Source organism: Pseudomonas sp. Sample_24 (genome assembly GCF_004307605.1).
Classification (GTDB): Bacteria; Pseudomonadota; Gammaproteobacteria; order Pseudomonadales; family Pseudomonadaceae; genus Aquipseudomonas.
Window position 1 is genome coordinate 8,729 of the sequence record NZ_RCNW01000399.1, and the last position, 1,208, is coordinate 9,936.

Sequence of the window (1,208 nt, forward strand, 5' to 3'; positions counted from 1 at the left end):
GCGGTCGTCGCTGAAGTCTGCGACATCATCCAGTTGCCGGCCTTCCTGTCGCGCCAGACCGATCTGGTCGTGGCGATGGCCAAGACCAATGCCGTGATCAACATCAAGAAAGCCCAGTTCCTCGCGCCTCAGGAAATGAAACACATCCTGAACAAGTGCGTCGAAGCCGGTAACGATCAGTTGATCCTCTGCGAGCGTGGTTCGAGCTTCGGCTACAACAACCTGGTCGTCGACATGCTCGGCTTCGGCATCATGAAGCAGTTCGAGTACCCGGTGTTCTTCGACGTGACCCACGCGCTGCAAATGCCCGGTGGTCGCGCCGACTCCGCCGGCGGCCGTCGTGCCCAGGTCCTCGACCTGGCGAAAGCCGGCATGAGCCAGTCCCTGGCCGGCCTGTTCCTGGAAGCCCACCCGGACCCGGACAACGCCAAATGCGACGGCCCTTGTGCCTTGCGTCTGGACAAACTGGAGCCATTCCTGGCCCAGCTCAAAGCTCTGGACGAACTGGTTAAGAGTTTTCCGACGGTAGAAACCGCGTAATCCTCATTTCTCCGGTAAAGTACCGCACGAATTAACGCTCAGGCCCTCGGGCTTGAGCCTTATCGTCCGCAAGACTGCCCGCTGCACATCGCTTGCCGACGGTAAAAGATTTCCTCTAGCTGCGTCGTTTTCGTCAACTTTGGAGTGTTTACAACAATGGCTAAAATCGTCGACATCAAAGGTCGTGAAGTTCTCGACTCCCGTGGCAATCCCACCGTGGAAGCGGATGTGCTTCTCGATAACGGCATCATCGGCAGCGCTTGCGCGCCGTCCGGTGCTTCCACTGGCTCGCGTGAAGCGCTCGAGCTGCGTGATGGCGACAAGAGCCGTTACCTGGGCAAGGGCGTTCTCAAAGCCGTAGCCAACATCAACGGTCCGATCAAGGACCTGTTGAAAGGCATGGACCCAAGTGACCAGAAAGCCCTCGATCTGGCGATGATCAAGCTCGACGGTACCGAAAACAAGGCAACCCTGGGTGCCAACGCGATCCTCGCCGTTTCCCTGGCTGCGGCCAAGGCAGCAGCACAGGACCAGGACCTGCCGTTGTACGCCCACATCGCCAACCTGAACGGCACCCCGGGTGTCTACTCGATGCCGGTTCCGATGATGAACATCATCAACGGTGGCGAGCACGCCGATAACAACGTCGACATCCAGGAATTCATGGT

1 protein-coding gene and 1 pseudogene are annotated in these 1,208 nt (G+C 58.7%); both read left to right on the forward strand.

The window, feature by feature from the left end:
* On the forward strand, nt 1-540 hold a 540-nt coding region (gene kdsA, locus D8V06_RS30485), incomplete at its 5' end, for a 3-deoxy-8-phosphooctulonate synthase (RefSeq protein WP_177434479.1).
* A gap of 156 nt (nt 541-696) precedes the next feature.
* A pseudogene (gene eno, locus D8V06_RS23100) lies at nt 697-1,208 on the forward strand (phosphopyruvate hydratase); the annotation flags it as partial.